The sequence below is a fragment of the Cyanobium sp. NIVA-CYA 375 genome (genome assembly GCF_056108345.1).
In genome coordinates this window covers 1-516 of record NZ_JBSYHW010000440.1, presented here as the reverse complement: position 1 = coordinate 516, position 516 = coordinate 1, and the positions used below count along the sequence as shown (strand labels likewise).

General features: G+C 72.7%; 1 protein-coding gene. It reads left to right on the top strand.

From position 1 onward, the window contains the following. The coding region (locus AC01FP_RS19015; protein WP_474482535.1) for a GMC family oxidoreductase N-terminal domain-containing protein at window positions 1–516 on the top strand (516 nt) is incomplete at both ends.

Genomic DNA, 516 nt, shown 5'->3' with positions numbered 1-516 from the left:
GTTCCAGCAGCATCAACGGCATGATCTGGGTGCACGGCCACCGCGCCGATTTCGACGGCTGGGCGGCTGCGGGCTGCAGCGGCTGGTCGTACGACGAGGTGCTGCCGTTCTACCGCCGCATCGAGAACTCGGCCGAAGGCGCCTCGCCCTGGCACGGCACCGAGGGGCCGGTGGCGGTGCGGCCCTTGCCGAAACCTTCGGCGGTGGCAGGCGCCTTCCTGGCGGCCGCGCGCGCCCTCGGGCCGTTCCCGGACAGCGCCCCCGGGCACGACTACAACGGCGCGGTGCAGCAGAACGCGGCCGGTTTCTACCGCGTGAACGTCACGCCCGACGGCCGCCGCGCCAGCGCCGCCGAAGCCTACCTCGACCCGATCCGCGGCCGCGAATCGCTCACCGTGAAGACGGGCGTGCGCGTGGCCTCGGTGCTGGTGGAGAAGGGGCGCGCCGTGGGCGTGTGCTGTACCGTGAACGGCCAAGAGCAGGTCTTCCGGGCCCACGGCGAAGTGGTGCTGAGCG